General features: G+C 71.6%; 21 protein-coding genes. 9 read left to right on the top strand and 12 right to left on the bottom strand.

All coding sequences use genetic code 11. From position 1 onward, the window contains the following. Positions 1-79: 79 nt before the first annotated feature. From ACFWYM_RS34830 to ACFWYM_RS34840, 3 genes are all read left to right on the top strand, one after another. Complete coding sequence (locus ACFWYM_RS34830) at positions 80-589, top strand: MarR family winged helix-turn-helix transcriptional regulator (protein ID WP_384846429.1); 510 nt, start codon at positions 80-82, stop codon at positions 587-589. A 220-nt stretch (positions 590-809) separates the two neighbouring features. Continuing rightward, positions 810-1,292, top strand: a complete 483-nt coding sequence (locus ACFWYM_RS34835) for a sigma factor-like helix-turn-helix DNA-binding protein (RefSeq protein ID WP_384846431.1) — start codon at positions 810-812, stop codon at positions 1,290-1,292. Positions 1,293-1,341: 49 nt separating this feature from the next. Then, positions 1,342-1,593, top strand: coding sequence for a hypothetical protein (locus tag ACFWYM_RS34840; protein WP_384846433.1), 252 nt, complete (start codon positions 1,342-1,344; stop codon positions 1,591-1,593). Positions 1,594-1,615: 22 nt separating this feature from the next. Here ACFWYM_RS34840 and ACFWYM_RS34845 read toward each other — a convergent pair whose 3' ends face one another. Then, a complete protein-coding gene (locus tag ACFWYM_RS34845; RefSeq protein WP_384846434.1) occupies positions 1,616-2,788 on the bottom strand; it encodes a cystathionine gamma-synthase in 1,173 nt (390 codons plus the stop codon). A 113-nt stretch (positions 2,789-2,901) separates the two neighbouring features. On the opposite strand from ACFWYM_RS34845, the gene ACFWYM_RS34850 reads away from it, so the two are divergent. From ACFWYM_RS34850 to ACFWYM_RS34865, 4 genes are all read left to right on the top strand, one after another. Next, the gene (locus tag ACFWYM_RS34850) at positions 2,902-4,017 is read left to right on the top strand and encodes a hypothetical protein (RefSeq protein ID WP_384846436.1); all 1,116 of its coding nucleotides are present in this window, start codon (positions 2,902-2,904) and stop codon (positions 4,015-4,017) included. A 148-nt stretch (positions 4,018-4,165) separates the two neighbouring features. Then, a complete protein-coding gene (msrA, locus tag ACFWYM_RS34855; RefSeq protein ID WP_384846438.1) occupies positions 4,166-4,831 on the top strand; it encodes a peptide-methionine (S)-S-oxide reductase MsrA in 666 nt (221 codons plus the stop codon). A 267-nt stretch (positions 4,832-5,098) separates the two neighbouring features. After that, positions 5,099-5,767 (top strand): ATP-dependent Clp protease proteolytic subunit, encoded by a 669-nt coding sequence (locus ACFWYM_RS34860; protein WP_384846440.1) that lies wholly within the window; start codon positions 5,099-5,101, stop codon positions 5,765-5,767. Between the two features lie 5 nt (positions 5,768-5,772). Beyond that, entirely contained in the window at positions 5,773-6,402 is a 630-nt protein-coding gene (locus tag ACFWYM_RS34865; RefSeq protein WP_384846442.1) for a ClpP family protease, read from the top strand. Between the two features lie 44 nt (positions 6,403-6,446). On the opposite strand, the gene ACFWYM_RS34870 is transcribed toward ACFWYM_RS34865, so the two are convergent. The 4 genes from ACFWYM_RS34870 to ACFWYM_RS34885 form a co-directional block, all read right to left on the bottom strand. Next, positions 6,447-6,968 (bottom strand): helix-turn-helix domain-containing protein, encoded by a 522-nt coding sequence (locus tag ACFWYM_RS34870; protein ID WP_384846444.1) that lies wholly within the window; start codon positions 6,966-6,968, stop codon positions 6,447-6,449. A 103-nt stretch (positions 6,969-7,071) separates the two neighbouring features. After that, a complete protein-coding gene (locus ACFWYM_RS34875) occupies positions 7,072-7,461 on the bottom strand; it encodes a VOC family protein (protein ID WP_384846446.1) in 390 nt (129 codons plus the stop codon). 198 nt (positions 7,462-7,659) lie between these two features. Continuing rightward, positions 7,660-8,004, bottom strand: coding sequence for a DUF1330 domain-containing protein (locus ACFWYM_RS34880; protein ID WP_384846448.1), 345 nt, complete (start codon positions 8,002-8,004; stop codon positions 7,660-7,662). Between the two features lie 153 nt (positions 8,005-8,157). Further along, the gene (locus tag ACFWYM_RS34885) at positions 8,158-9,240 is read right to left on the bottom strand and encodes an NAD(P)-dependent alcohol dehydrogenase (RefSeq protein WP_384846450.1); all 1,083 of its coding nucleotides are present in this window, start codon (positions 9,238-9,240) and stop codon (positions 8,158-8,160) included. Positions 9,241-9,357: 117 nt separating this feature from the next. On the opposite strand from ACFWYM_RS34885, the gene ACFWYM_RS34890 reads away from it, so the two are divergent. Next, entirely contained in the window at positions 9,358-10,329 is a 972-nt protein-coding gene (locus ACFWYM_RS34890) for a helix-turn-helix domain-containing protein (protein ID WP_384846453.1), read from the top strand. A gap of 42 nt (positions 10,330-10,371) precedes the next feature. Here the strand turns inward: ACFWYM_RS34890 and ACFWYM_RS34895 are convergent, their stop codons facing one another. The 3 genes from ACFWYM_RS34895 to ACFWYM_RS34905 all read right to left on the bottom strand — a co-directional run bounded on the left by ACFWYM_RS34895 (position 10,372) and on the right by ACFWYM_RS34905 (position 12,211). Continuing rightward, on the bottom strand, positions 10,372-10,884 hold the full coding sequence (locus ACFWYM_RS34895; RefSeq protein WP_384846455.1) for a hypothetical protein: 513 nt from the start codon (positions 10,882-10,884) through the stop codon (positions 10,372-10,374). Between the two features lie 71 nt (positions 10,885-10,955). Then, positions 10,956-11,762 (bottom strand): group II truncated hemoglobin, encoded by an 807-nt coding sequence (locus ACFWYM_RS34900; protein WP_384846457.1) that lies wholly within the window; start codon positions 11,760-11,762, stop codon positions 10,956-10,958. Further along, the gene (locus ACFWYM_RS34905) at positions 11,759-12,211 is read right to left on the bottom strand and encodes a winged helix-turn-helix transcriptional regulator (protein WP_384846459.1); all 453 of its coding nucleotides are present in this window, start codon (positions 12,209-12,211) and stop codon (positions 11,759-11,761) included. The genes ACFWYM_RS34900 and ACFWYM_RS34905 overlap by 4 nt, the downstream gene beginning before the upstream one ends. On the opposite strand from ACFWYM_RS34905, the gene ACFWYM_RS34910 reads away from it, so the two are divergent. After that, positions 12,210-12,611, top strand: a complete 402-nt coding sequence (locus ACFWYM_RS34910; RefSeq protein WP_384846461.1) for a YybH family protein — start codon at positions 12,210-12,212, stop codon at positions 12,609-12,611. The genes ACFWYM_RS34905 and ACFWYM_RS34910 overlap by 2 nt on opposite strands. A gap of 4 nt (positions 12,612-12,615) precedes the next feature. On the opposite strand, the gene ACFWYM_RS34915 is transcribed toward ACFWYM_RS34910, so the two are convergent. From ACFWYM_RS34915 to ACFWYM_RS34930, 4 genes are all read right to left on the bottom strand, one after another. Beyond that, complete coding sequence (locus ACFWYM_RS34915) at positions 12,616-16,026, bottom strand: S8 family serine peptidase (protein ID WP_384846463.1); 3,411 nt, start codon at positions 16,024-16,026, stop codon at positions 12,616-12,618. A 219-nt stretch (positions 16,027-16,245) separates the two neighbouring features. Then, entirely contained in the window at positions 16,246-19,707 is a 3,462-nt protein-coding gene (locus tag ACFWYM_RS34920; RefSeq protein WP_384846465.1) for a S8 family serine peptidase, read from the bottom strand. 27 nt (positions 19,708-19,734) lie between these two features. Next, a complete protein-coding gene (locus ACFWYM_RS34925; RefSeq protein WP_384846467.1) occupies positions 19,735-20,424 on the bottom strand; it encodes an ABC transporter ATP-binding protein in 690 nt (229 codons plus the stop codon). Between the two features lie 163 nt (positions 20,425-20,587). Continuing rightward, entirely contained in the window at positions 20,588-21,856 is a 1,269-nt protein-coding gene (locus tag ACFWYM_RS34930) for an Ig-like domain-containing protein (RefSeq protein WP_384846469.1), read from the bottom strand. Between the last annotated feature and the right edge of the window lie 112 nt (positions 21,857-21,968).

Raw genomic sequence — 21,968 nt, forward strand, 5'->3', positions numbered from 1 at the left:
GCGCAGGTACGGGCGGCGCCCCGGCCGCGTACCCTGTCCCCCACACCGACGCCCCTCTCCATGAAGCGAGCCCACGGCCATGCCCACAACTCCGGACATGACGACCGCCAGTGACACCGGCCTTCTCGACACCCTGCAGCACCAGGTGGCAGTTTTCGCCCGCCGTGCCGAGCAGACCCGCCTCGGCGGCGTCGGCCAGGTCCGCAACTCCATGGACCGCGCGGCATATCTGCTGCTCAACCGCCTGGACAAGGAAGGCCCGATGGGCGTCAAGGCGCTCGCCGCGAGCATGGGCATCGACTCCTCGACGGTGACCCGCCAGGTCGCGCCGCTGGTCGACACCGGTCTCGTCAAGCGCACCTCGCACCCGGAGGACGGGCGCGCGGTGGTGCTCCAGCTGTCGCCGCGCGGCCAGGCGCGCCTGGACGAGGTGCGTTCGTCGCGGCGCTCGCTCATGGCGGAGCTGACCGAGGACTGGGAACCGGAGGAGCGCGAGAGCTTCTGCGCGCTCCTCACGCGCTTCAACTCCGCTCTCTCCGCACGCCAGTCCGCCCACGGCGGGGCGGTCGTGGAGCCGCAGGCCGACTGAGGCGCCGGTTCCGCACCGCCTGAGGCGCCGGTTCCGCACCGCGCGTGGCGCGCCGGAGCGGAACCCTCACCTCCGCGACCACCGGTCTCCCCTCCCGTGACTGAAGCCGGGATTCCGCTCGTCGCCCGTCCGCACGGCGGACAATCAGCCACCTCCCGCCTCTTGACCCGGCCCCGCGGCTGGCCTCAGATGAGACCGAAGTCCCCCTTCGGGAGGCGCGGTGCGCAGACGGCAGGCGTCCCAGAACGCCCGCCGTGCCCGGGAGTTCGAGGCGTTCGTCGCGGGCGCGGCAGGGCGGCTCCTGCATGCCGCGACGCTCCTCACCGCGGAGCCGCCGGACGCCAACCCACGCGCGCGGGCCCTCCTCACGGGCGCGCTCGCCCACACATACGCGAGCTGGGACCGGCTGCGCGGCGAGGACCCGTACGACCGGGCCCGCCAGCAGCTGGCCATCCGGTTCCTGCGGGCCGCGTGGCGGATGCACCGGGGCCACGGCGGGATCCTGGCGCGACTGTCCCCCCAGGAACGGCTCGTTCTCGTGCTGCGGCTCTACGAAGGGGTGGCCGAGGAACAGACGGCGGCGCTCCTCGCGCTGCCCACCGAGCGCGTCTCGGCCGTCTGCGCCCGCGCGATGGCCACCGTCCTGCACCCGCCGCGCGGCCCCGCGCCGAGCCGGGCCCTGGGCGAGGCGGCACCGTCATGAGCGTTCCGGCGCGGGGGATGGGCATTCCGGTGCGGGAGGCGGTGGCCTCATGAGCCAGCACGAGCGCAAGGAGAGCGCGGTCCGCCGCATCCTGGACGCCGCCCCGCCCTCCGTACCGCCCGAGCTCTACGAAGAGGCGGTGCGGCGCGGAGGGCACATCCTGCGGCGCCGGACGCTGCTGCGGCGCATCCTGTGGCTGCTGCTGTTCGCCGCCGCCGTGGCGTTCATCGTGTGGGCGGCGACCGTTCAGCCCTGGGTGGAGCCGCCGTCGGAGACGACTCCACCCGTGACGGGCTGGTAACACCCTTTGCCGATAGGGGGGTTCAGCCCAGGGCCTGCTGCAGGTCGGCGATCAGGTCGTCGGCCGACTCGATGCCCACGGAGAGGCGCACGAGGTCGGCGGGGACCTCCAGGGCCGAGCCCGCCACCGAGGCGTGCGTCATGCGGCCCGGGTGCTCGATCAGCGACTCCACACCGCCGAGGGACTCCCCGAGGGTGAACAGCTTCGCCTTGTTGCAGACCTCCACGGCGGCCTCCTCGCCGCCCTCGACCTGGAAGGACACCATGCCGCCGAACGCCCGCATCTGCTTGGCGGCGACCTCGTGGCCGGGGTGCTCCGGAAGGCCCGGGTAGAGGACGTTCGTCACGCGCGCGTGCCGGGTGAGCAGCTCGGCGACCTTCGTGGCGTTCTCGCTGTGCCGGTCCATGCGCACGGCGAGGGTCTTGATGCCGCGCAGGACCAGCCAGGCGTCGAAGGGCCCGGCGACCGCGCCCATCGCGTTCTGGTGGAACGCCAACTCCTCGCCCAGGGACGGGTCGTCGACGACGAGGGCACCGCCCACGACATCGGAGTGCCCGCCCATGTACTTCGTCATGGAGTGCACGACGACGTCGGCGCCGAGCGCGAGGGGCTGCTGGAGGTAGGGGCTGGCGAAGGTGTTGTCGACGACGAGGCGGGCCCCGGCGTCCTTGGCGATCTGCGCGACCGCGGTGATGTCGGTGATGCCGAGCAGCGGGTTGGAGGGGGTCTCCACCCAGATCGCCTTCGTACGGGGGGTCACGGCGGCCCGGACCGAGGCGGGGTCGGAGGTGTCGGCCACGGACCACTCCACGCCCCAGCGCGAGACGACCTTCGCGAAGAGCCGGAACGTGCCGCCGTACGCGTCGTTGGGGATGACCACGTGGTCACCGGGGCTGAGCAGCGTACGCAGGAGGCAGTCCTCGGCGGCGAGTCCGGAGGCGAAGGCGAGCCCACGGGTGCCCCCCTCCAGCGCGGCGAGGTTCTCCTCCAGGGCGGTGCGGGTGGGGTTGGCGCTGCGGCTGTACTCGTAGCCGCCGCGCAGTCCGCCGACGCCGTCCTGCTTGTACGTCGACACCTGATAGATGGGCGGAACGACGGCGCCGGTCAGCGGGTCGGCGGTGTTGCCCGCGTGGATGGCGACGGTCTCGAAGCTCTGGCCGGGGTGCGAGCTCTGGCTGCGGTGCGTATCGGTCATGCGGCCAGAGCGTAATGCGGCGGGGGCGTCCCGCGCCGGGCGAGGCGGCGGAAGGGCGGGCTCCGGGGGCGCAGGTTGGCCAATTGTCCGAGCAGTCTGGTTCGCTTGGAGGCATGGAGATTCTCTGGGTCCTGATGGCGGTGCTTCTGATGGGGGCGGCACTCGGTCCGTTCCTGCTGCGCAGGCGCGGGATCCGGCGGGTCGCCCCGGGCTCCCCGGACGCGGCGGACCCGGCGAACTACGGCTTCACGCGCCAGGAGGACCTCGACATCCGCGTCCCCGGCCCGGACGACGACCTCCTCGAAGTGCTCTCCCTGGTCCAGCGCACCCAGGACTGGCGGGCCGCCTCCCAGCTGCTCGCGGGCACCGAGGTCCACGGCGAGCGCCGCTGGCAGCGCGTCCAGGCGTTCGCGGGCGCGGCCTCCCTGGAGCTCCAGCAGCGCCCCGGCGGGGTCAGCGACACCCCCGGCGGGCAGTGGCTGCGGGTCTGGCGGGCGGAGGCGCCCAAGGACGCCGGGGGCGCGGCGGTGCACGCGGAGTTCCTGGTCCAGCAGGCGTGGCGCACGTCGACGCGCGGGACGGACGAGTTCCGCATCATCCTGGAGGAGGCGAAGGAAGCCTGCTCCCAGGCCGCTCTCCTCTCCCCCGGCGACCCCATCCCGTACATCATCGAGCTCTCCATCGCGCGCGGACTGGCGTACTCCCGCGAGGAGTTCGAGCAGCTGTGGCTGAAGATCCTCGACCGCGCGCCCGCGCACATGGGCGCGCATCTGGCGGCGCTGCACTACTGGTGCGAGAAGTGGCACGGCTCGCGGGACCTCGCGTACAACTTCGCGGAGGCGGCCGCGGCCCGCGCCCCGCAGGGCTCGCTCCTCGCCGCCCTCCCCCTCTTCGCGGTCCACGAGCACCTTCCGGAGGTGAACCTGGTCCGCGGCTTCTACCAGAGCGAGGTCGTGACGAAGGCGGTCGAGGGCGCCCTCTACGCGGTCCACTCCGCCCGCGCCGACGACCCGGTCCTCCCGCACGTACGCCACCTCCTGGTCCTCTTCCTGGTCCGCAGCGAGCGCTGGGCGGAGGCCATGAACCAGCTGCTCCAGGTGGACGGCCACGTCGGCGCGCTCCCCTGGACGCTCTCGGAGGACCCGGCGGCGGAGTACGCGGTCTACCGGGCCCTCGCGGTCGGCGGCTACGAGGCGAACGGGGGCAGCCCGGCGACGCTGCCGCACTGAGGATGCGGCGGCGCGGGTCGGTGGCGCGGGCCGGTCGACGGCCCCCCTCACCCGAAACGGCCTCCGGAATGCCCGCCACCCCCAAAACGTTGAAATGCGTGCACGTAGTGCCACGCCAAGCCAAGCAGCCCCTCCGGAGGACACCCCGATGCTCATCGGCCGCCGCAGCCCGCAGCTCCCCACCCAGGAGGAGGCCCTGAAGGGCCGCTCCACCCCCGAGTTCGAGGTGCCCTCCCGCCACACGGTGCTCGGCAACGCGCTCCTCGGCCCCTACCCCGACGGCCTGGAGGTCGCGGACTTCGCCCTCGGCTGTTTCTGGGGCGCCGAGCGCAAGTTCTGGGAGACCGAGGGCGTCTGGACGACGTACGTCGGCTACCAGGGCGGCTACACGGAGAACCCCTCGTACGAGGAGGTCTGCTCCGGCGTGACGGCCCACGCGGAGGCGGTCCGCGTGGTCTTCGACCCGACCCGCGTCTCGTACCCGGAGCTCCTGAAGCTCTTCTGGGAGTCCCACGACCCCACACAGGGCTTCCGCCAGGGCAACGACGTGGGCACGCAGTACCGCTCCGCGATCTACACCCACTCCCCCGCCCAGCAGACCGCCGCGGAGTCCTCCCGCGACGCCTACCAGAAGGTCCTCACGGCCTCGGGCCACGGCGAGATCACCACGGCCGTGCTCCCCGCCGCGGACCGCCCCTTCTGGCCTGCGGAGCCGTATCACCAGCAGTACCTGGACAAGAATCCGGCGGGGTACTGCGGGATCGGCGGGACGGGCGTCACCTGCCCGATCGGCGTGGCGCCCGCCGAGGGCTGAGCGGGACGGCGCCGGACCGCGAGTCGTGGCGGACCCGGCACCCCTCCGTGCCGCCCGTGGCGCACACCTTCCGCACGGTGTACGCCGCTGTGCCGCCCGGGAGAGGCGCCGGTTCTCCTCTACGGCGTCTGCCGCGCCGGCTCTCCTCTGCCCACAGCAGATCTGCCCCCAGCAGAGATCTCTTACGGTGGCGGCGCTCCGCGTCGACAGTGGTGGGGACGGTGGCGGTGACAGTGCCGCCCCACTGCGCGGAGGAGGTCCGTAGCGATGGCTCCACTGATCGACGATTGCGGCTGGGGACGCGGGTCCGGCCCGCGGGCCGAGGACGGGGACACGGCGCCCTCTCGGTTCGACGATCATCTCGCGGCCCAACTGCTCGCCCAGCGCATCGTGTTCCTCGGCACCCAGGTCGACGAGGTGTCCGCGAACCGGGTGTGCGCGCAGATGCTGCTGCTGTCCGCCGAGGATCCGCGGACCGACATCAGCCTGTACATCAACAGCCCGGGCGGGTCCGTGACCGCGGGCCTCGCCATCTACGACACCATGCGGCTCATTCCCAATGATGTCTCCACGCTGGCCATGGGGTTCGCCGCCAGCATGGGGCAGTTCCTGCTCAGCGTGGGGACCGCGGGGAAGCGGTTCGCGCTGCCCAACGCGCGGATCATGATGCACCAGCCGTCCGGGGGGATCGGCGGGACGACCGCCGACATCGCCATTCAGGCGGAGAACCTGGAGTTCGCGAAGACGACCATCGAGCGGATCACCGCCGAGCACACCGGCCAGACGGCCGAGACCATTTCGCGGGACGGGGACCGCGACCGGTGGTTCACGGCCGAGCAGGCCAAGGAGTACGGGATGGTCGACCGGGTCGTCGAGTCGCTGGCCGATGTGCGGCCCGCGGCGGGCAGCAAGCCGCGTATCGGACTGGGGGTCTGAGAGCCATGGGCAGCTACACCATTCCCAACGTCGTCGAGCGCACCCCGCAGGGCGAGCGGTCCTACGACGTCTTCAGCCGGCTCCTCAACGAACGCATCATCTTCCTCGGGACCGAGATCGACGACGGCGTCGCCAACGTCGTCATCGCCCAGCTGCTGCACCTGGAGTCCGAGAGCCCCGAGCGCGAGATCGCCATCTACATCAACTCGCCTGGTGGGTCCTTCACTTCGCTGATGGCCATCTACGACACGATGAGCTTCATCAGCGCCCCCATCTCCACCTTCTGCGTGGGGCAGGCCGCCTCCACCGCGGCCGTGCTGCTCGCCGGGGGTGACCCGGGGCGGCGGTTCGTGCTCGAGCACGCGCGGGTGCTGCTCGGGCAGCCCGCGAGCGGGGGATCACAGGGCACCGCGTCCGACCTCAGCCTGCAGGCCAAGGAGATGATGCGGATCCGGGCCCAGGTCGAGGAGGTGCTCGGGCGGCACACCGGGCACGACACCGGGACGCTGCGCGCCGACATGGACCGGGACAAGATCCTGACCGCCGAGGAGGCGGTGGCGTACGGGGTCGCCGATCAGGTGCTCAGCAGGCGGCAGTTGGGGGGCGGGGGCGCCGCCGGCACGTATGCCGCCTGACCGGCACGTATGCCGCCTGAGAGTCACCGTCGGCATGCCCGCCGTCATGCCACCAGCGAGAGCCTGACCTCTCCCTGACGGGAGCGGGACACGGGTGTGCGGGACACCGAGGTGCGCGAGAGCGGAGTGCGCGAGAGCGACGTGCGGGACACCGACGTACGCGGTGCCGCCGCACGGTCGCGGCGGTCGTACCGCGCCTGGGCCAGGCTCACCAAGTCGCCCTGGACCAGGCCCAGGAGGTCGGCCAGGCTCAGGCCGAGCGCCTGGGCCGCGGCCGCCAGGACCTCGGACGACGCCTCCTTGAGGCCGCGCTCGACCTCCGAGAGGTACGGCATCGAGATGCGGGCGGCCTCGGCCACCTCCTTCAACGTCCGCTTCTGCGCCTTCCGTTCGCGGCGCAGGACGTCGCCCACCAGGTCCCGCCAGAGCGGTTCCTTCGGAGGCTTCTCGGCCTGTTCCTCCGAGGGCTTCCCGGTCAGTCGGCGCGGGCCGGTGGCCGGGCGCAGGGGGATGATCCGGGCGGCTCGGTCCGGCGAGCCCGACTGGTGCGGCGCGTGGCTGGTCACCCTCTCAGGGTAGGAGCCATGGCCCCCGTACGGCAGTGATCAGGGTTCCGCCCCCGGCGAAACCCCGGCGAAACCCCGATGGCGGGACCGGCGGCAGAAGGGGTCAGGAACCGCTGCCGTACGGCTTCGTGATGATCTCCAGGACGTGGCCGTTCGGGTCGTCCCAGTACACGCCCCGGCCGCCGTCGTTCGTGTTGATCTCGTTCACGCGCGTGTGCATGGGGTCGGCCCAGTACGTCAGGCCCGCGTCCTTGATGCGGCCGAAGATCGCGTCGAACTCCTCGTCCGCGACGATGAACGCGTAGTGCTGGGGCGTGATCGGCTCGTCGGCGGACACCTCCATGTAGTCGAGGGCGACTCCGTTCGCCGTGACGACCGGCAGGAACGGGCCGTACTGCGGGGCGACTTCGAGGCCCAGCAGATCGGCGGCGAAATGTGCCGACGCCTTCTTGTCGTGGGCGGCGACGATGGTGTGGTTCAGCTCGACGGACATGGTGCGTGCCTCCTTCGGCGGCCACTGTGCTTGCTGCTTGCTGCTTGCTGTGCACCGACAACGCTAGGGCGGAGACGGGGAGTTGCCATCCTCCCAACGGTCCCCGCCCCTTGCTCCGCGCGTCCTAGACCCCTGGTCGGAGACCGGATCAAGCCACCCGGCCCACAGCCGCCGGGCTCACACCCACCGGGCCTACGGTCAGCGCGCGAGCGTCGCCCGCAGCGCCGCCGCCGTCCGCCGCGCGTCGTAGTCCTCGGCCACACCGTCCACGAACATCATGTTGCCCCTGATGTGGTCCGTGCGCAGCCGCACGATCTCCTGGTACGCGGCGGACGCGTACCACTCCTTCAGGGAGCCCATGTCGGGGAACTCGACGACGATCATGTCGCCCGCCCACTCCCCCTCCACGACCTCGGACGTGCCGCCGTGCACGAGGAAGCGGCCCCCGTACGGGCCGAAGGTGTCCTGGACCCGCTCGATGTACGTCACGATGTCCTCGTTCATCGTGGTCGGGAACAGGTTGCAGATGACGTACGCGCTCATGGCAGATCCTCCTGCACCGGGGAAGTCCGTCGGCGCCGTGCCGATGACTGAGATCGTGCCCTGGTGCGGGAGGACCGTCGATTACTTCGGCGGTAATCAACCGACCGGCCGGCCAGCCGACAGGCCGACCGGCCAACCGGCCGACAGGCGGCGTCAGTTGATCGTCGCCGCGTCGATCACGAAGCGGTAGCGGACGTCGCTGGCGAGGACCCGCTCGTACGCCTCGTTGATCTGGTCCGCGCGGATCAGCTCGATCTCGGAGCCGAGGCCGTGCTCGGCGCAGAAGTCCAGCATCTCCTGGGTCTCGGCGATACCGCCGATCATCGAACCGGCGAGGGTCTTGTTGCCGCCGATGAGCGAGAAGAGGTTGAGGGAGACCGGCTCCTCGGGGGCGCCGACGTTCACCAGGGCGCCGCCCGTCCTGAGCAGCCCCAGGTACGCGCCGAAGTCCAGCGGCGCGGAGACCGTGGAGACGATCACGTCGAAGGAGCCGGCGAGCTCCTCGAAGGTCTTCGGGTCGCTGGTCGCGTAGTAGTGGTCGGCGCCCAGCTTCAGGCCGTCGTCCTTCTTGCGCAGCGACTGGGAGAGGACGGTGACCTCTGCGCCCATCGCGTGCGCGATCTTGACGGCCATGTGGCCGAGGCCGCCCAGGCCGATCACGGCGACCTTCTTGCCGGGGGCGGCGCCCCAGTGCTTGAGCGGGGAGTACGTGGTGATGCCCGCGCACAGGAGGGGTGCGGCGACGTCCAGGGAGAGGCCGTCGGGGATGCGGACGGTGAACGCCTCGTCCACGACGACGTGCGTGGAGTAGCCGCCGTAGGTGGGCTCGCCGTCCTTGCCGATGGCGTTGTACGTGCCGACGTTGCCGCCGGTGCAGTGCTGCTCGAGGCCCGCCTTGCAGTTGTCGCACTCGCGGCAGGAGTCGACGAGGCAGCCGACGCCCACGCGGTCGCCGACGGCGAACTTGGTGACGGCGGGGCCGACCTCCGTCACGACACCGGCGATCTCGTGGCCGGGGACCATCGGGTAGATGCCCTCGCCCCAGCCGTCCTGGGCCTGGTGGATGTCGGAGTGGCAGATCCCGGCGTACTTGATCTCGATGCGCACGTCCGTCGCGCCGACCGGGCGGCGCGGGATGGTGGTGCGCTCCAGCGGGGCCTTGGCGGAGGGGGCCGCCCAGGCGGCGACGTGGGTGTTCGGGGTGGTGCGGGTGGTGGCGTTCGTCGAGGTGCTCATGCGTCGAGCCTGCCAAGGACACGGGCGGTCACCCAGGTCTCCGTTCTGCCTACGACCAGCGGTCCTACTACTGGTGGGGTCAGGTTCGACGGCGTACGACCTTGGATACTGGAAGTCATGAAGCCCACCGAGAACCCGGGCACGCCGGGCACCCCGGGAAGCCCCGGCACCCCCGCGGCCCCGGAAAGCCCCGGCACCCCCGCGACCCCGGGAACCCTGGACCGCCGCGCCGAGCTCAGCGAGTTCCTGCGCACCCGCCGGGCCCGCCTGAAGCCCTCGGACGTCGGCCTCCCGGACTTCGGCAGGCACCGCAGGGTCCCGGGCCTGCGCCGCGAGGAGCTGGCGCAGCTCGCCGGGGTCTCGGTGGCCTACTACACCCGGCTCGAGCAGGGCAACGGCCGCAATGTCTCGGTGGAGGTCCTGGACGCGATCGCGCGGGCGCTGCGGCTGACCGACGCCGAGCACGCGCACCTCACACATCTGGCGAAGCCGCCGCAGCACAAGAAGAAGAAGCAGGTGCGCCCGCAGCAGCAGGTGCGGCCCGCGCTGCGGCAGCTGCTCGACGCGATGGAGGGCGTCCCGGCGTACGTCGTGGGGCGGCGCGCGGACATCCTCGCGTGGAACCGGCTCGCGGCGGCGCTCTTCGGCGACTGGGGCGCGCTGCCCGCGCAGGAGCGGAACTGGGCGCGGCTCTGCTTCCTCGACCCGGCCATGCGGGACCTGTTCGTGGACTGGGACAAGAAGGCGTCGGACATCGTCAGCCATCTGCGGATGGACGCGGGCTGCTATCCGAACGACCCGCAGCTGGCCGCGCTCGTCGGCGAACTGTCGCTCAAGAGCGAGGAGTTCAGGTCGCTGTGGGCCACCCATGACGTGCGCGAGAAGGGGCACGGGGTGAAGCGGATGCACCACGGCCTGGTGGGCGAGCTGGTGCTCTCCTTCGAGACGCTGCGCCTGCCCGACGACCACGACCAGTCCCTGATCACGTACCACGCGGAGCCGGACTCGTCCTCGGCGGAGGCGCTGCGGCTGCTGTCCAGCTGGGGTGCGGACGCGAGCCGGGCGGGGGCGGAGCAGCGGCAGGCGTGACCTTCGCGCAGCACCGGACACATCCCAGGACCAGGCCAGGACTCAGTCCCGCACCCCCAAGTCCTCCCGCATCAGCCTCCGCATCCCCGCCAGCGGCACCTCCGCCGCCTTGAGGTCGAGCAGCGCGGCCTGCGCCGACTCGCCCTCCGCCGGCATGCCGCGGTCGATCCGCTTGGCCGCCGCGTCCATGCCCGCGAGGACCTTGTTCAGCTCGCGCGAGGCCGCGAGGATCCGTTCCGGGACGATCATCTGGGCCTCGGCGTAGCGGTCCCGGAAGTCCCGGCGGGCCTCTTCGAGGCGGGTGCGGTCCTCGTCGGTGTAGACGCCGTCGCGGAGGCGGTGCAGGGCGTCCTTGAGGAGGGTGTGAAACAGCTCCGAGGCACGGTTCATCGCCGTGTACGCGGCCCTGCGTTCCTCGAACGTCCGCCGCCGTTCGGCGAGTTGGGCCTCGGCGGCCCGCTCCCGCGCGTTGAAGCGCTGCGGCAGCAGGGCGCCGAGCAGCGCGCCGCCCACCCCCGCCGCCGCGGTGATCGCGGCCGCTATCGCTTCTGCCATACGGGGACCCTAGCGGCGACCGTCACCCGCCCCCCGGTGCCCCCTGCGGGCCCAGGGCGGGAGCTCAGCCGCTACGGCTGGTACGGCGGCGCCGCGCCCCAGTTCCACGCCGGGACCGGCTGGTCCGTGGGGCGGGTCGCGTCGGGGCCCGAGAAGTAGACCGCCAGGCGGGTGCCCCACTCCACGTAGGCGACGAAGGCCGAGCGGAACTCCGCGTCCGTCGGGAGGCCCGCCTCGTCCGCCGCGTCCTGGATCAGGTTGACCCAGCGGCGGCGCTGCGGCTCCGTGATGGACTTGCCGAAGTGCTGGGCGACCATGTGTGCGTGGCCACCGCTGCCGCTGTCGCCGCCGCTGCCTCCGTGGCCGTCCGAGTAGGCCGTGGGGCCGCCGAAGACCTCGCCGAGCCAGAGCGCCACGTGCTCGGCGTGCTCGGGCGGGAGGTCCGCGAAGAGCGGGGAGAGCAGGTCGTCCCGCAGGACCTTCTCGTAGAAGATGCCGGTGAGGCGGGTGAAGGACTCCGCGCCGCCCGCCCAGGCGAACAGCGTCGGTGTGGACGCGCCCGTGCCGCGCACCGCCGTCGGCGTGTAGTGGCGCATCTCCTCGATGTTCTCGACGTACGGCCGGATGTGCGCGAAGAACTCCTTGAAGCGCTCCGAGCCGCGGAAGCCCTCCATGTGGTCCTTGGTGGAGGTCCAGGTGATGCGCAGGACGTAGTGCTCGAAGTCCTCCTCGCAGCGCGTCAGTTCATAGTCGACGCACTCCGGCGCCGCGGCGAGCGGGACCGCGGCGTGCGTGTAGGCGGCGAGGAACTCGGCGGAGCGGTCGGCGGGGATGCGGTAGCGGATGTACTCGACGGTGTGCGGGGGCGTGGTGGTCATGGGGCGTCGGTGTCCTCTTCCGTGGGAGCGGGGGAAGCAGCAGGGGGCGTCGCCGCGCTGTTCGTTCCCCAGTCCCACAGCGCCTGCAGGACCGGGCCCAGGTCGCGGCCCCGGGGCGTGAGTTCGTAGGTGACCGTGGAGGGCCAGCCGGGGGTACGGGTGCGCCGGGCCGCTCCGGCCGAAACCAGCTGGGCCAGCCGCTCCGTGAGCACCTTGTCCGACAACTCCGGCAGGGCGGACGCCAGTTCGCTGTACGCGTAGGCGTCGCCCCGCAGCATTTCGCGCACCACGAGCGTCGTCCACCGCCCGCGCAGCGCCGCCAGGGTGACCTCCACCGGGCAGCCGGGGTCGGGCGCCGTGACCCGGGCCCGGGGGTCGTCGGGCAGGCCGGCCGCCCCACGGCTTACCGTTCGGTGAGCTGCGACGGCTCCTCCTACCGTGTCCCCCATGAGGACCACTCCCCTTCCCGCCCGCGCCGAAGACGTCCCGACCGCGTTCGCCGAGCGCTTCAACAGCGGCGATCCGCGGGCCGTCGCCGAACTGTACGAGGCGGATGCCGCCTTCGTTCCCGAGTCCGGGGCCACGGTGCACGGGTCCCCGCGGATCGCCGAGGCGAACGCGCCCTTCCTCGGACTCGGCCTGCCGATCTCCGTGCGCCCGCGGCAGGTGCACGTCGCCGGTGACATCGCGCTCCTCGTCGTCGACTGGGAGATCGCGGGCGCCGTGCGCGCCACCGCCACGGACGTGGCACGGCGCGGCACCGACGGGTACTGGCGATACGTGATCGACAGCCCCTTCGGCGCCGCGCCGTCAGCCGGCGACGGAAGCGCGGACTACGTGCCGCAGTAGCGGACTACTTGCCGTAGTACGCGTCATAGATCGACACCGTCGACCTGTTCCCCTTCTTGTCCGTGACCTTGGCGCGGAACGAGATCCCCTTGCCCTGCGCCGGGTTCCGCACGGAGACCTTGCCGCCCGCGACCGTGTGCTTCTGCCACGTCTGCCCGGCGTCGTACGACACGTACACCGCGAGGGACTTGAGGCTGCCCGCCTGTGCCGCCGCGCCCTGGATCGTCACCGGGACCTTCTGGGTCGCGCCCGCCGGGGCCCGGCTCGCCAGGTCCAGGGCCGGGGTGAAGCGGACGGTGGAGACCGGGAGTTGGGCGTGCTGCGTCTTCTTCGAGCGGAACGTCCAGCTCGCGTCGATCCGGGTCGAGGCCGCCGCCACCTGCGCGGTCCGCTTGATGGACGTCGACAGCTTGTACTCGGCGTCCGCCGCCGGGACCTTGAAGGCGGCGCGGCCGGTCAGCGGATCCGCGTTCTCGCCGATCTTGGCGCCATTGCGGTAGAGACTTGTCTTCACCGACGCGTACAGGGAGCCGCCCGAGTGGCCCTTCCCGTCGGCGAAGACCGGAAGGGAGCCGGCCAGGAGGTCGCCCTCACGGAAGACGCCCATGTCGGGGCCGAGCCGGGGGCCGAAGACGCCGACGTTGAACGTCTTCTCGTACGTCCGGCCCGGCTCGAAGGTCTGCGGATCCCCGAGCGTGTAGGCCGCCTCGATCAGCGGGAGGCCGTCCGGGCCCTGGCCGCCGTACTGTTCGAAGTCCAGGCCCCACGTGGCCTTGTCGGGCGTGGACACATGCAGCGTGCGGGGACCGGGGAGCTTCTGCTCGGTGACCGTCATGACCCCGGCGCCCTTGCCCACCTCGCCGGACGCCCACAAGCCGCCCGTCTTGCCCGGGACGGAGGCGCCGAGGCCGACCTTGACGGTGGCGAACTCGGCCGCCTTCAGGTGCCGGGTGTAGCCGGTGGCGAACTCCTTGACCGGGCCGCCGACCGCCACGTCGTACTCGGAGTCCGTGCCCTTCGTCCAGGCACCGCCGAACGCCTGCGCAAGGCCCTCGTCGACGGGCGGGCCCAGGTGCGCGGTACCGAAGTAGTCGAAGGAGCGGAGCCCGACCGTCGAGATGAGGCCCGAATTCTCGTTGGCGAAGTAGGAGTAGGTGGCCTCGGCGGAGGACGGCTTCGCGGCCGTGTCGGGGACGGTGACATCGACCGGCTCGGCCTTGCGGGCGTCGACCGTCACCGTGGCGTCCTTGGTGACGCCCAGCTTCGGCTGGACCAGCCAGTCGGCGCCCTTGGTCTCGTCGGCCGGGTCCCCGATGACGATGGTGTCGAAGAGGTAACCGCCCTTGGGCAGCCGGACCTTGACGGTGCCGGACGCGTCGGACGGGAAGAACTCCCGGCCCTCGCCGAGCCCGGACATGCCGCGCAGGAACGCCGCGTAGTACGGCGCGGGCCTGCCGTCGCGGCCGATGAACTTCAGCGTCACGTCGTACGACTCGACCTCGCGGTCGACCGCGGCCGCCGTGCGCACCGACTGGCCGCCGCCGCTCGCCACGATGTACGCCGTGTAGCCGCCGTCGACCGTGCCGCCCAGCTTCGAGTCGGCGGTCACCTCGACCGACGCCGTGCCGCCGGCCGGGACGGTGATCCGCTTGGCCCCCAGGGTGAAGAAGCCGGGGGGCGCCGGCTTGCCCCGGGGGTCGGTCGCCGTCGCCGTCAGGTCGAGCGTGACGTCCTTGGCGCCGACGTTGCGGTACGTGGCCTTCTTGGTGACCGGCTTGTCGTCGGTGTGCGGCCACGCCTGCGTGCCGAGGCTCACCGACACCGGCTCGGCGAACACGCTCTGCTTGATCGCCCGGTCCACGGCGATCCGGCCCGAGCCCTGCTCGAACGCCGAGTACGGGCCGCCCTTCGCGGAGGCGGTGAGCGCGCCCTTCAGCTCGGCGTACTTCCAGTTGGGGTGCTGCTGCTTGAGCAGCGCGGCGGCGCCCGCGACATGCGGAGTGGCCATCGACGTACCGGAGATCGTGAGGTAGCCCTCCGGGTTCTGGCCGACCTCCCTGTCGATGACGCTGCCCGGGGCCGCGGCGGCGGTGATGTCCACGCCGGGCGCCGTCACATCGGGCTTGACCGCGCCGTCGCCTAGGCGCGGGCCCTGGCTGGAGAAGGGGGCCAGCTTGTCGTTGTCGTCGACGGCGCCGACGGTGAGCGCGGCGTCCGCGCTGCCCGGGGAGCCGACGGAGCCGGGTGCGCCGTCGTTGCCCGCCGCGACGGCGAAGAGGATGCCCTGGTCGGCGGAGAGCTTGTTGACGGCCGCTTCGAGCGGGTCGATGCCGGGGGTGTCGGTGCCGCCCAGGCTGAGGTTGACGACGTCGGCCTGCCGGGACGCCGCCCAGTCCATGCCCGCGATGATCCCCGAGTCGTCGCCGTAGCCCCCGTCGTTGAGGACCTTGCCGCTCAGGAGCTTGGCGCCGGGCGCCACCCCCTTGAACCTGCCGCCCGACTTCGCGCCCGTACCGGCGCTGATCGAGGCGACGTGCGTGCCGTGGCCGAAATGGTCCTTGGCGTCGGTGGATGTCGAGAAGTTCTTCTCCGCGACGACCTGGTCCTTGAGGTCGGGGTGCGTCGCGTCCACACCCGTGTCGAGGACCGCGATCCTGACGCCCTTGCCGTCGTACCCGGCCTGCCACGCCTTCGGGGCACCGATCTGCGGCACGCTCTTGTCGAGGCTCGCCTTGCGCGTCCCGTCCAGCCACAGGTGCGCGATGCCGGACGCGGCGCCCGTGGCACCGTCGCCGTTCTCGCTCGTGACGGCCTTCCACAGGTCGGCCGCGTCCTGCCGGGAGGTCATGACGGCGTCCGCGTTCAGGGTCTTCAGGGTGTGGCGCACCGTCGTGTCACCGGCGGCGCGTACCCTCGCGCGCGCCCGCTCGGCGTCCGCACCCCGGTAGCCGACGATCACCTTCAGGCCCTTCTTCTGGGCCACCCGGTTCGCCTTCCTGCTCAACTCCGTGACGTCGAACAGGCGTTGGTCGACCTGTCCCGCGGCCACCAGGCGCTGGGCGTCGAAGGGCAGGACCAGCGTGTGACCCCCGGCGGTGCGACGGGTCTGCACGGGTATGCGCTCGCGCCCCTCGGCCCGGTCGACGCCGACGACCCGGCCCTTCGCGTCGAGGGCGACGCGGTCCCCCGTGATCAGGGTGACGCGCTGCCTGACGGTCCCGTCCCGCGCCCCGCTCCGGGGCTCGCCCTGGGGCGTCTTCTGGGTCGTCTTCTGGGCCGCGCCGCCCGGGGCGGCGCCGGTGTCCCTGGCAGCGGCCACCGACGACGGGCCGGTCATGCCCGCGGTGAGCGCCACGGCCGCGGCCGTGGCGACGGTGGCCGCACACGCTCTGCGGACACTCCGAAGTCTCTCCATTCCGTTCACTTGTCTGCGCAAGTCTCCCCCTGGAGATGAAGGGGCGGTCCCGCCCCTCGGAGCCCGCAGTATGCCGAGGGGCGAACATCTGCTCAATAGTGAGACAGAAGTGCAGAATTGGCATGGATGATTCCAGTTCCCCGCGAACTGGCTTGAATGTGATGCACCCTCAATTTCCTTGGCCCGCACCCTCATCGGGGTGCGGGCCAGGGACAATCTCTACTTTCCGTAGTACGCGTTATAGATCGACACCGTCGACCTGTTCCCCTTCTTGTCCGTGACCTTGGCGCGGAACGAGATCCCCTTGCCCTGCGCCGGATTCCGCACGGAGACCTTGCCGCCCGTGACCGTGCGCTTCTTCCACGTCCTGCCGTAGTCGTAGGACACGTACACGGAAAGGGACTTGAGGCGGGAGCCCGCCGCCGCGCCCTGGACCGCCACCGGCACCTTCTGGGTCACACCCGCCGGAGCCCGGCTCGCCAGGTCCAGGGCCGGGGTGAAGCGGGCCGTGGAGACCGGGAGCGTCGCCGAGGCCGCCTTCTTGGAGCGGAAGGTCCAGCTCGCGTCGACGCGCGACGAGGCCGTCGCCACCTTCGCCGAGCGCTTCGCGGTCGCCGTCAGCCGGTACGCGGCGTCCGCCGCCGGGACCTCGAAGCCCTCGCCGGTCAGCGGGTCGTCGTTCTGGCCGATCTTGGTGCCGTTGCGGTACAGGACCGTTCTGGCCGAGGTGGTGCGGGAGCCGCCGTCGTGGTTCTCGCCGTCGGCGAAGAGCGGGAGGTCGCCGCCGAGCAGGTCGCCCGTGCGGAAGACGCCGTTGTCGGCGTCGACGCGGGGGCCGAACACCCCGACGTTGAGGGTCTTCTCGTAGGTCCTGCCCGCCGCGAAGCGCTGCGGCGGGTACATCTCGTAGCCGCCGACGACGTCCGGGTCGCCGTTCTCGTCGAGCCCCGCGGTCTGCTCGAAGAACAGGCCCCAGCGCGCCTTGTCGAGGGTGGACACATGCACGGTGCGGGTGCGCGGCAGCTTCTGGTCGGGCATCATCTTCGCGACGTCGCCCCCGCGGCCCACGTACCCGGCGGTCGAGAGGTTGCCCTTCACCCCCGGGGCCGAGGCGCCCATACGCACCTTGAGGGTGGCGAAGTCGGCGGCCCTGAGGTGACGGGTGTAGCCGGTCGGGAGCTTCTTCGCGGGGCCGCCGAGGATCATGGAGTACTGGGTGTCCGCGTCCGTGACCCAGTCGCCGAGCCACTGCACTTCGAGGCCGGAGACCGGCGGGCCGAGGTGGGCGGTGCGCAGGCTGCGGAAGGTGTTCAGGTCCGGGCCCGTGGAACCGCCCAGGTACGAGTAACGGACTTCCGCCCACGCCTTCTTGGCGTTCTTGACCGGCGCCGTGATGTCGACCGGCTCGGCCACGCGGGCGTCGACGGTGACCGTCGTCCTCCCGCGCACGTCGAGCTTCGGCTGGACCAGCCAGTCCACGCCCTTGTCGGCGTTCCTCGGGTCGACGTTGACCGTGCTGTCCATCACGTAATGGCCCTTGGGCAGGCGCATCCTGATGGTGCCGGACTTGTCGTACGGGAAGTAGTTGCGCTCCTTCTCCAGGCCGGAGGCGGCGTACAGGTCCGTGGAGTAGTGAGGCGTCGGCTGCCCGTCGCGGCCGAGGAACTTCAAGGTCACGTCGTACTTCTCGATCTCGTTGTCGACCGAGGCCGTCGTGCGCACCGTCTGCCCGCCGCCGCTCGCCACGACGTACGCCGAGTAGACGCCGTCGTGCCCCGTGCCCCGCCCGGGGTCCGCGGTCAGATCGACGGCGGCCGTGCCGCCCGCCGGGACGGTGACCTTCTTCGCGCCGAGCCTGAAGAACCCGGCCGGGGCCGGGGCGCCCTTCGGGTTCAGACCGCTCACCGCGAGGGAGAGCGTGATGTCGTCCTTGCCGACGTTGCGGTACGTGACCTTCTTGGTGACCGGCTTGTCGTCGGTGTGCGGCCAGCGCTGCGTGCCGAAGGAGACGGAGACCGGGTCGGCAATCACCGACTGCTTGACCGCCCTGTCCACGGCGACGCGGCCCGAACCCTGCTGGAACGGCGTGTACGTGGCGCCCGGCCTGGTGGACGCGGTGAGCGCGCCCTTCAGCTCGGTGGCCGTCCACTTCGGGTGCCGCTGCTTCAGCAGGGCGGCGGCGCCCGCGACGTGCGGAGTGGCCATCGACGTACCGGAGATCGTCAGATAGCCCTTCGGCTTCTGGCCCACCTCCTTCTCGATGACGCTGCCCGGAGCGGCGGCCGCCGTGATGTCCACGCCGGGCGCCGTCACATCGGGCTTCACCGCGCCGTCGCCCCGCCGCGGGCCCCGGCCCGAGAAGTCCGCGAGCCGGTCCCGGCCGTCGACGGCACCGACGGTGAGCGCGGCGTCGGCGGTGCCCGGGGAGGCGAGGGTCCCGGGCCCGCCGCCGTCGTTGCCCGCCGCGACCGCGAAGAGGATCCCCCGGTCGGCGGAGAGCTTGTTCACCTCCGCCTCGAGCGGGTCGAGGTCCGGGGTGTCCGCGCCGCCGAGGCTGAGGTTGACGATGTCGGCGCCCTGGTCGGCCGCCCACTCCATGCCCGCGATGATCTGCGAGTCCTCGCCGGAGCCCGCGTCGTCGAGCACCTTGCCGCTCAGCAGCCTCGCCCCCGGGGCGACGCCCTTGAACTTCCCGCCCGACGTGGCCCCCGTACCGGCCGCGATGGACGCGGCGTGGGTGCCGTGGCCGTAGCGGTCCTTGGCGTCGGCGGCCGAGGAGAAGTTCTTCTCGGCGGCGACCTGGCCCTTGAGGTCCGGGTGGGTCCCGTCGACCCCCGTGTCGAGGACGGCGACCTTGACGCCCTTGCCGTCGAGCCCGGCCGCCCACGCCTTGGGCGCGCCGATCTGCGGGACGCTCTTGTCGAGGGCCGCCCTGCGCACGCCGTCGAGCCAGACGCGGCCGATGCCGGCGGCGGTGGTGCGCGCGCCCTGCCCGGCGTCGGCCGTCAGCGCCCGCCACAGCTCGGCGGCGTCCTGCCGCGGCGTGGTCAGGGCCTGTGCGTTCAGGGACTTCAGGGTGCGGCGGACGGTGGTGTCCCCGGCGGCGCCGACCCGGGCGCGGGCCGTTCTGGCCGCGGTGCCGCGCGCCGCTCCCTGATAGCCGACGATGACCTTCAGGCCGTCCTTCTGGGCCGCGCGGTTCTCCTTCTTGCTCAACTCCGTCACGTCGAACAGGCGTTGGTCGATCTTGCCGGTCGCGATGAGCCGCGCCGCGTCGGCGGGCACCACCAGCGTGTGGCCCTGAACGCTTCGTGTGTGCACGGCCATGCGCTCACGGCCCTTGGCCCGCTCGACGTGCAGGAGGCGGCCGGTGCCGTCGAGGACGGCTCGGTCGCCGGTGATGAGGGTGATGTGGGACTTCGGGGAGCGGTCGGCATGGCTGCTGTGGCTGCTGTGGCTGTCGTAGCTGCTCTGGCCGCTGTGGCTGCTCTGGCCGCTGTGGCTGCTCTGGCCGCCATGGCCCATGTGCCGCGCGGCCTCCGGCCCCGCCGACGCCGAGCCGCTCGTGCCCGCCGCCAGCGCCACCGCCACGGCTGCCGCGACGGCCGCCCCGCCCGCTGTCTTCACTTCTCTGCGCAACTCTCCCCCTGGAGACGAGATTTCGGGGTTGTCCCCCTTCATCTGTCCGCGGTGGGGCGTGAGTTCCGCTCAGTGGTGAGGAAGAAGTTCAGTGGTGAGGAGGAGCCGCCCCTCCCGGACCGTCACGACCCGCGGCACCCGGCGGGCGATCTCACGGTCGTCCGTGACCAGCACATAGGTCAGTCCGAGCTCCCGCCAGGCGCCGTCGAGCAGCTCCATGACCTCGTCGCGCGTGGCCGGGTCGAGATCGCCGGCGGGCTCGTCGGCGAGCAGCACCTTCGGGCGCTTGACCAGGGCGCGGGCGATCGCGACCCGCCGCTGCTGGCCGTCGGTGAGCTCGGCGGGCAGCCGGCGGCGGCGCTCCGCGAGGCCCACCGACTCCAGGGCGTCGGCGGCCCGTTCGCGGCGGGCGGCGGGCCCGAGGCCGAGCGGCACGAGCGCCGTCTCGACGTTCTCCTCGGCGCTGAGCGTGGGGACGAGCCCGAAGGACCGGAAGACGAACCCGATCGACTCGGCGCGCACCCGGCTGAGCCGGGCCTCGGGCAGCGCGGCCAGGTCGGTCCCGTCGAGTTCGACGCGGCCCGCCGTGGGCCGGTCGAGCCCGCCGAGCACCTGGAGGAGCGTGGACTTGCCGCCTCCGGCCGGGCCCTGGACGACGAGCCGGTCGCCGTCGCCGACGACCAGGTCGACGCCCGCCAGCGCGTCGACCGTGCCCTCGCCCCGGCGGTACTGCTTGGTGACGCCGCTGAGCTGGTACATGGCCGCGAAGGTAGGAGAGCGCGATGACGAAGGCGTAAGGCGGCGCTGAGAGCGCGATGAGAAACGCGAGCGGCCCGCACCCCGGTCGGGGTGCGGGCCGCTTCCTGTGCGTGCTCGGGGCGCGGTACGGGCCGCTTCCCGTGCGCGCTCGGAGCGGGGCGGCTCAGACGGCCGAACCCGCCTTCCACTGCGCCCAGTCCATGTTCCAGCCGTTGAGGCCGTTGTCCGGGGCGACGGTCTTGTCGCCGGTGTTGCGGATGTCGACGACGTCACCGGTGATCGAGTTGTCGTAGAACCAGGCGCCCGGCGTGCCCTTGTCGCCCGCGCCCTTGGCGTCCTGGAGGCCGACGCAGCCGTGGCTGGTGTTGGCCGTGCCGAAGATGCCCTTGCCCCAGTAGTTGCCGTGGATGAACGTGCCGGAGTTCGACAGGCGCATGGCGTGCGGGACGTCCTTGATGTCGTACTCGCCCTTGCCGTCGTCGTCGGTGAAGCCCACCGTCGCGCCGTTCATCCGGGTCTCCTTGAACTTCTCGGAGATCACCATCTGGCCCTTGTACGTCTTGTTCTCGGGCGAACCGGCGGAGATCGGGATGGTCTTGACGACCTTGCCGTCCCGCGTGACCTTCATGGTCTTGGTCTTGGCGTCGACGACCGAGACCTGGTTGCGCCCGATCTTGAAGGTGACGGTCTTCTCCTGGACGCCGGTGACCCCGTCGGCTCCCTCGACGCCGTCCAGGTCCAGCTTCAGCGTGACCGTGGAGTTGGCCTTCCAGTACTGCTCGGGCCGGAAGTCCAGGCGGTTGCCGCCGAACCAGTGGCCGACGACCTCCTGGTTGCTGGTGGAGCTGACCTTGATGTGGGACTGGACGTCCTTCTTGTTGGTGATCGCCTTGTCGAAGTTGATCGACACCGGCATGCCCACGCCGACGGTGGAGCCGTCTTCCGGGGTGAAGTTCGCGATGAAGCTGTTGGCCTTCGAGACCGTCGTGAACGACGCGTTCTCGTGCGCCTTGCGGCCGTCGGAGTCCTTGGCGGTGGCGACGATGGTGTACTTCGTCGCCCGCTCCAGCTGCTTGGCGGGCTGCCAGCTCTTCTTGTCGCCGGATATCTGCCCGGAGACGACGGTCCCGGCGTCGGTCTTCATCGTGACGTCGGTCAGGGTGCCGTCGCTCACGGTGACCTTGGCGTCACTGTTGATGCTCGCGTTGCCGGAGCCGTTCTTCGGCGAGATCTTGATCTGTGCGGCGGAGGTCTTCTTGGCCGCGGCCTCGTCGACCTGGTTCTGCGACTCCTTGCCGCCGGAACCGCCGTCGTCGCCGTCGCCGCTGCTGCAGGCCGAGAGCACCAGGACGCCGCCGACCAGGGCGGACACGGCCGCTATCCCCTTGTGCCGACCGGTGCGCCGACCGCGCGGGCGCCTACTGTCCGTCATCACACGCTTCTCCATCGTTGCCGAATCCCCAACCCCGAGAGTCCCCGCAACCCCGCATAACGCATTGCCGGATCATCCCGTTCCATTACTGCCGAAGATGTGGGGAACGCCA

The sequence above is a fragment of the Streptomyces sp. NPDC059009 genome, assembly GCF_042740175.1.
Taxonomy (GTDB): domain Bacteria; phylum Actinomycetota; class Actinomycetes; order Streptomycetales; family Streptomycetaceae; genus Streptomyces.

Excerpts from the sequence above, each read along its gene's own strand:
- ACFWYM_RS34900 (WP_384846457.1), bottom strand. The coding sequence starts at position 11,762 with ATGACCACCACGCCCCCGCACACCGTCGAGTACATCCGCTACCGCATC.
- msrA (WP_384846438.1), top strand. The coding sequence starts at position 4,166 with ATGCTCATCGGCCGCCGCAGCCCGCAGCTCCCCACCCAGGAGGAGGCC.
- ACFWYM_RS34915 (WP_384846463.1), bottom strand. The coding sequence starts at position 16,026 with ATGGAGAGACTTCGGAGTGTCCGCAGAGCGTGTGCGGCCACCGTCGCC.
- ACFWYM_RS34925 (WP_384846467.1), bottom strand. The coding sequence starts at position 20,424 with ATGTACCAGCTCAGCGGCGTCACCAAGCAGTACCGCCGGGGCGAGGGC.
- ACFWYM_RS34880 (WP_384846448.1), bottom strand. The coding sequence starts at position 8,004 with ATGAGCGCGTACGTCATCTGCAACCTGTTCCCGACCACGATGAACGAG.
- ACFWYM_RS34885 (WP_384846450.1), bottom strand. The coding sequence starts at position 9,240 with ATGAGCACCTCGACGAACGCCACCACCCGCACCACCCCGAACACCCAC.
- ACFWYM_RS34910 (WP_384846461.1), top strand. The coding sequence starts at position 12,210 with ATGAGGACCACTCCCCTTCCCGCCCGCGCCGAAGACGTCCCGACCGCG.
- ACFWYM_RS34875 (WP_384846446.1), bottom strand. The coding sequence starts at position 7,461 with ATGTCCGTCGAGCTGAACCACACCATCGTCGCCGCCCACGACAAGAAG.
- ACFWYM_RS34905 (WP_384846459.1), bottom strand. The coding sequence starts at position 12,211 with ATGGGGGACACGGTAGGAGGAGCCGTCGCAGCTCACCGAACGGTAAGC.
- ACFWYM_RS34845 (WP_384846434.1), bottom strand. The coding sequence starts at position 2,788 with ATGACCGATACGCACCGCAGCCAGAGCTCGCACCCCGGCCAGAGCTTC.
- ACFWYM_RS34890 (WP_384846453.1), top strand. The coding sequence starts at position 9,358 with ATGAAGCCCACCGAGAACCCGGGCACGCCGGGCACCCCGGGAAGCCCC.
- ACFWYM_RS34930 (WP_384846469.1), bottom strand. The coding sequence starts at position 21,856 with ATGACGGACAGTAGGCGCCCGCGCGGTCGGCGCACCGGTCGGCACAAG.
- ACFWYM_RS34920 (WP_384846465.1), bottom strand. The coding sequence starts at position 19,707 with ATGAAGGGGGACAACCCCGAAATCTCGTCTCCAGGGGGAGAGTTGCGC.
- ACFWYM_RS34830 (WP_384846429.1), top strand. The coding sequence starts at position 80 with ATGCCCACAACTCCGGACATGACGACCGCCAGTGACACCGGCCTTCTC.
- ACFWYM_RS34865 (WP_384846442.1), top strand. The coding sequence starts at position 5,773 with ATGGGCAGCTACACCATTCCCAACGTCGTCGAGCGCACCCCGCAGGGC.
- ACFWYM_RS34850 (WP_384846436.1), top strand. The coding sequence starts at position 2,902 with ATGGAGATTCTCTGGGTCCTGATGGCGGTGCTTCTGATGGGGGCGGCA.
- ACFWYM_RS34840 (WP_384846433.1), top strand. The coding sequence starts at position 1,342 with ATGAGCCAGCACGAGCGCAAGGAGAGCGCGGTCCGCCGCATCCTGGAC.
- ACFWYM_RS34860 (WP_384846440.1), top strand. The coding sequence starts at position 5,099 with ATGGCTCCACTGATCGACGATTGCGGCTGGGGACGCGGGTCCGGCCCG.
- ACFWYM_RS34895 (WP_384846455.1), bottom strand. The coding sequence starts at position 10,884 with ATGGCAGAAGCGATAGCGGCCGCGATCACCGCGGCGGCGGGGGTGGGC.